Source organism: Devosia sp. (genome assembly GCF_034675085.1).
Taxonomy (GTDB): domain Bacteria; phylum Pseudomonadota; class Alphaproteobacteria; order Rhizobiales; family Devosiaceae; genus Devosia.
On the sequence record NZ_JAUCDN010000226.1, the window covers coordinates 1 to 5,439 of the forward strand.

Below are 5,439 nucleotides of genomic sequence, written 5' to 3' on the forward strand. Positions count from 1 at the left end.
AGACGGCGTGCGCCACCTCGTGCCTGCGGGCGAATTCGGCCTCGAATTGCTGGCCCACCGGCCCCTGCGTCAGATATTCGGAGCGCAGCTGGGCGGCGACGGCGGCCAGATCCTCGTCCTCGATGGTCTGGCAGCTATAGGGAATGAAATCCATGGCCGCTCCGCTCAATCGATTGCCTGCCCCACCACATGGGTGTCGATAAGCGCGCGCAATTGCTCGACGCTGAGAAAATCGGGATTGCTGCCGCTGTCATAGGCAAAGCCTGGCTCGACGGGGGTGGCGCCGGTCTGGCGGCAGTAATCCTCGGTCGAATATTGGCCGCCCACCGGCAGGATGGCGAAATATCTGCCCATGTCGACGGTGTTGAAGCTGTCGCTGGCGGTAATCATCTCCTCATGCACCTTCTCGCCGGGGCGAATGCCGATGATTTCCTGGCGGCATTCGGGCGCCACCGCCGTGGCCACGTCGGTGATGCGGTAGGAGGGGATCTTGGGCACCAGCACCTCGCCGCCCCAGGCGTTCTCGATGGACCAGAGCACCATGTCCACTCCTTCCTGGAGCGAGATGTTGAACCGGGTCATGTTGGGGTCGGTGATGGGCAGGGCGCCGCTGGAGCGGCGGCCGATGAAGAAGGGGATGACCGAGCCGCGACTGCCCATGACATTGCCATAGCGCACGACGCTGAAGCGCAGGTCGCGATTGCCGCGCACATTGTTGGCGGCCACGAACAGCTTGTCGGAGGCCAGCTTGGTGGCGCCATAAAGGTTGATCGGCGCCGCGGCCTTGTCGGTGGACAGAGCCACCACCCGCGTCACCTTCGAATCCAGGCAGGCCTCGATCAGGTTCTGGGCGCCCAGAATATTGGTCTTGATGCATTCGAAGGGATTGTATTCGGCCGCCGGCACCTGCTTGAGCGCGGCGGCATGCACCACGATGTCGATGCCTTCAAGCGCGCGGCGCAGCCGCTGCTCGTCCCGCACGTCGCCGATGAAATAGCGGATCGCCGGATAGTCCTTCTCGGGGAAGACCTGCGCCATTTCGAACTGCTTGAGCTCGTCGCGCGAAAAGATCACCAGCCGCCTGACCTGGGGGAAGCGTTCCAGCACCGTCTTGACGAAAGCCTTGCCGAAAGAGCCGGTGCCCCCGGTAATCAGGATGGACTTGTTGTTCAGCATGATGGCCTTTCTGAATTCGACGTCAGGATGCGTCCCTGTGCTGGCTAGCCAGCGTTCCGTCGGGATGCAATGGTTTTTTTGGCCGGCTCAGGCGCCCTGCCCGCGGCGCAGGGGCCGGAAGGCCCGCCGGATGCGCTCCAGCTTGGCCTGAGTCGCCGGATCGGCGCGCATGTTCCGCAGGCTTTCGCGCGAGAACTGCACGGCCAGCACCAGGATTATCCCGACAAAGGCGGCGAAGATCACGGCATTGCGCACCGGCGTATTCAGGCTCCGGTCCAGCACCAGGGGCTGGGGGGCGGCATTGTCGGCCAGCTCCGCTTCCAGTGCCTGGCGGTTGGCTTCCGCCTCGGCGAGATTGTCGATCAGGCGGATGGCGGCGTCGGCATAGGCCTGCGGATAGTCGGGGGCGGCGGCGGTGCCGGTCGGCGTGGGCAATGCGCCTCGCGCCGACTCGTTGAGCACGGCGAGGGTCTGCTCCAGCCGCTCGGTCGAATGGTTGACGATTTCGATCTGCTTGCGCAGCCGCTCGTCGCCGGGGCTCGGCGGGATGATATCGGCCGGAAGATTGGCGATCACGGCTTCGACCAGGGCCCGGGCCGCGGCGCCGTCGCGGCTGGAGGTGGCGACGCGGGTGGCATTGCCGGTGCCGAGCGTCTCCAGGCGGAAATTGGCGGCACCGGCGGCCTTGATCTCGTCCAGTTCCGGGCCGAGGGCCGCAACGACGCGATCGTCCGCAAACACCTTTTCAAGGAAAGGGGCCGTTGCCACCATGGCCATCGCTGCCGGTGGCGCGGCGACATCGGCATAGCTTTCCTGCACCGCAGGGGCCTTGCCGACCAGGAAGAAGGCGGCGGCGGCGAAGCAGAGCGGGATGAGGATGAGGGCGATCCAGGATTCGGCGATCAGCACCATCAGGTCGAGAAAGCCGAAAGGGGGGCGGGCGGTGCCGGTATCGGTCATGTACAGGCTCTCCTTGCTCGTCGGGTCGGGCTGCGCCGATGCCATCATACCGTATTGCGCCCGGACCATGCCAGCATGCACAACGAGCCGAAGATCACGGCATAAAGCACTGTCTGGGGCAGTACGCCGAACATGGCATTTGTCAATCCCAGGGCAAAGAAGCCGCTCGAGAGGATGATCGCGCCCAGCCGGATGGCGCGGCTCGAACGCCTCAGCAGCGTCAGCGGCGCGGCGATCAGCAGGCCATAGGCCAGAAGCCCCAGCGTACCGGCGAAAACGGCGAAATTGGCGATGTCGGAGTGCAAATTCTCATAACCGGCCATCAGGTCCTGCTGTTCGGGCGTCGCCACGGCCATGGCCGCCTGCATCATCTGGCCCAGGCCATGGCCAAAGAGCGGGGACTGGCCGAAGGCCTTGATGGCGGTTTCGTACATGGCCGAGCGGATGACGTCCCCGGCGCCGGCGAGGCCGTTTTCGAGGATGCTGCCGATCGCTTCGATGACCGAGGCCGAGCGGGAGAGACCGAAAAGCGACAGCGCGGCGATGCCGCCAATGGCCAGCGCCGCCAGCAGGGCCAGCCGCCTGCGGTCCTGGGGGGACCAGATGAAGAGCAGCGGCAGGCTGACCGCCCCCATCAACCCGGCGGCGAACATGGGGCCGCGCGAGCCCGACAGGATGGCCGCAGCCAGCCCCAGCAGCGGGCCGCACAGGAAGACCAGCCGCCAGGGCGAGGCATTGCCCGGCACCCCGATCAGCGCGGTGAAGCCGAGCAGCATGGTGATGCTGGCGAAATGGATGGGATTGTTCCACACCCCGATGCGGAGGGATTGCATGACCAGCATTTCCACAAGGCCGGCTCCGACGCCGAGTGCCGCCCCGGCCAGGCAGACACTGGCCAGGCTGGTTATGGAAAATCCGGGTTCGAGCCGGCGCAGCAGGCCCGGCACGCCGGGCATGAACAGCACCGGCAGCAGCGCCAGCGGCGCCATCAGGTCGGGCGGGCCGCGATAGACGAAGGGCAGGCTGGCCAGCACCAGCAGATAGGCCCCTCCCACCGCCGCATAGGGCCAGCGCAGCGCGCGGAAAGCCGCTGCTCCATTGGGCAGGACCATGCCGATCAGCATCAGCGCCATGGTCGCATAGACCGCGATATAGGCGACTACCGGCGGCAGGATAAGACCGCAGACCAGCAGCAGAATGGCAAGATATCGGGGAAGAGACTGCATCAGGGCCTTGCCGGAACGGAATAGGAGCGCCGCTCTTTACCCCAGCGGGCCAGCCCCCGGAACCCCCCATTGTTCCACAATCGGCAACGCTGCGTGGTGGTTGCGGCCGGTTGTGCCGGCGGGAGCGAAGGGCGATATGAGCGGGGCAAGCACAGGAGACGAGCCATGAGCGCCTATCATTTTGCCGAAGCGGCGGGGTCGGGGCCGGAAGCGCCGCTGTTTCTGGTCTTTCACGGCACCGGGGGCGACGAGAACCAGTTCTTCGGGCTGGCCGGACAATTGCTGGCCGGCGCGCGGATCGTGGCGCCGCGCGGCGATGTCAGCGAGCATGGCGCGCTGCGCTATTTCCGCCGCACCGGCGAAGGGGTCTATGACATGGACGATCTGGCTCTGCGCACCGGGCGGATGGCCGATTTCATCGCCGAGCGCAAGGGCGAGGGCCGGCCGCGCAAGCTGGTGGGGCTGGGCTATTCCAATGGCGCCAACATCCTGGCTTCGGTGCAGTTCGCCGTCCCCGATCTGTTCGACGCCAGCGTGCTGATGCATCCGCTCATTCCCTTCGCCCCGCCCGAGGCCGATTTTGCCGGCAAGTCGGTGCTCATCACCGCCGGGCGGCGCGATCCCATGGCGCCGCAGGCGGCCAGCCAGGGCCTGCATGACTATTTCGCCGCCCATGGCGCGCGGACCGAACTGGCCTGGCATGAGGGGGGGCATGAATTGCGCCAGGAGGAATTGCTGGCGGCGCGGGATTTCCTGGCATCGGTTGCGGGCTGATCGGGCCGATTGACGGCGGACGAGGGGCGTGTGAGCCTGCCGCCATCCGTTGTGGAGACCCGATCATGCGCCGCCTGCTTCCCCTTGTCCTTGCCGCCCTGTTGCCGCTGTTCGGGGCGCCCGCCCTGGCGGCCAGCTTTTCCTGCGCCAAGGCGTCGACGCCTTTCGAGCACGCCATCTGCGACAATCCCGAATTGTCGCGGGCCGACGAGGTGCTGGCCAAGAGTTTTGCCACCGCTTTGGGCGGGCTGACGGCGGAATCGGTCGAACTGCTGCGCGCCGACCAGCGCATGTGGCTCGATTTCGCCCGGAATGCCTGCACGCCGGATGCCCAGCCGCCGGGCAAACGCCCCTATGACGAGATGGGTGTGGCCTGCCTCGCCGAAAAGCTGCAATCGCGCAGCAAGGCGCTGGAGGAAAGCCGCATGCGCGACGGCCACCGCTTCCTGGTCAAGGGCATTTACGGAGCCGTTCCCGATCCCGACGAAGTGGACGATCCCGATTCCTACTGGAAGGTGGCCAGCCACCAGATGATGTTCCCGCTGCTCGACGGTGACGATCCCTGGGCGGAAAAGTTCAACGATTACGTCTATGCCCGCGCCGATGGCCTGTCCCAGGCGATGATCGATCCCGACACCGGCACCTATCAGGCCATGGCCGATACCGATGCCAGCCTCACCGTGGCCGAGATCGCGGGGCAGAACCGCGTCACGCTGGCCTATTGGAACTACTGGTTCGGCCATGGCGCCGCCCATGGCAACTGGTCCAGGACCTATCTGCATTATTACGTGCCCGAGGACCGCGAAGTGGTGGCCGGGGACGTCTTTGCCGGCAAGGATTGGGAAAAGACGCTGCTCGCCGCCGCCTGGGCGCAGTTGCAGGCCGAGCACGGCGCCTCGTTGCAGGTCGAAAACCCCGAGGATATCGCCGAGATCGTGGTCGATCCCACCCGCTGGAGCTTTGCCAGTGATTACGGACTGGTCATCCAGTTCCAGCCCTATGAGGTTTCGGCCTATGCCTATGGCGCGCCCACCATCACCGTGCCCTGGGAGGTGCTGGAGGACATCAAGGCCGACACCCAGGACGCGGTGCATTACGGCTGGTAGGGCGAACTCCACCAGTCTCGCCCTTCCACTAGAGCGTTTCCAGCAAAAGTGGAAACGGTTTTGCGGTTCAGAAACGCGATAAAACAAAGGCTTAGATCGTTTCAGCGTTTCTACCAAAAGGTGAAATGATCTAAGTCATCCTGGGCTCGACCCGGGATCCATCCTGAAAGATTTGAGCGGGCACCATCCCGGGATAG

5 protein-coding genes are annotated in these 5,439 nt (G+C 65.3%); 2 read left to right on the top strand and 3 right to left on the bottom strand.

Annotated elements, in window-relative coordinates:
* Positions 1-165 precede the first annotated feature (165 nt).
* The 3 genes from pseB to VDP82_RS13250 all read right to left on the bottom strand — a co-directional run bounded on the left by pseB (position 166) and on the right by VDP82_RS13250 (position 3,362).
* Positions 166-1,176, bottom strand: coding sequence for a UDP-N-acetylglucosamine 4,6-dehydratase (inverting) (gene pseB, locus VDP82_RS13240; RefSeq protein WP_323015318.1), 1,011 nt, complete (start codon positions 1,174-1,176; stop codon positions 166-168).
* A gap of 87 nt (positions 1,177-1,263) precedes the next feature.
* Positions 1,264-2,136, bottom strand: coding sequence for a hypothetical protein (locus VDP82_RS13245; RefSeq protein ID WP_323015319.1), 873 nt, complete (start codon positions 2,134-2,136; stop codon positions 1,264-1,266).
* A gap of 44 nt (positions 2,137-2,180) precedes the next feature.
* Positions 2,181-3,362: an O-antigen ligase family protein gene (locus VDP82_RS13250; RefSeq protein WP_323015320.1), complete on the bottom strand. Its 1,182-nt coding sequence runs from the start codon at positions 3,360-3,362 to the stop codon at positions 2,181-2,183.
* A 165-nt stretch (positions 3,363-3,527) separates the two neighbouring features.
* On the opposite strand from VDP82_RS13250, the gene VDP82_RS13255 reads away from it, so the two are divergent.
* Together VDP82_RS13255 and VDP82_RS13260 are read left to right on the top strand one after the other, a co-directional pair.
* The gene (locus tag VDP82_RS13255) at positions 3,528-4,136 is read left to right on the top strand and encodes an alpha/beta hydrolase (RefSeq protein WP_323015321.1); all 609 of its coding nucleotides are present in this window, start codon (positions 3,528-3,530) and stop codon (positions 4,134-4,136) included.
* 65 nt (positions 4,137-4,201) lie between these two features.
* A complete protein-coding gene (locus tag VDP82_RS13260; RefSeq protein WP_323015322.1) occupies positions 4,202-5,242 on the top strand; it encodes a DUF3298 domain-containing protein in 1,041 nt (346 codons plus the stop codon).
* Positions 5,243-5,439: the final 197 nt, after the last annotated feature.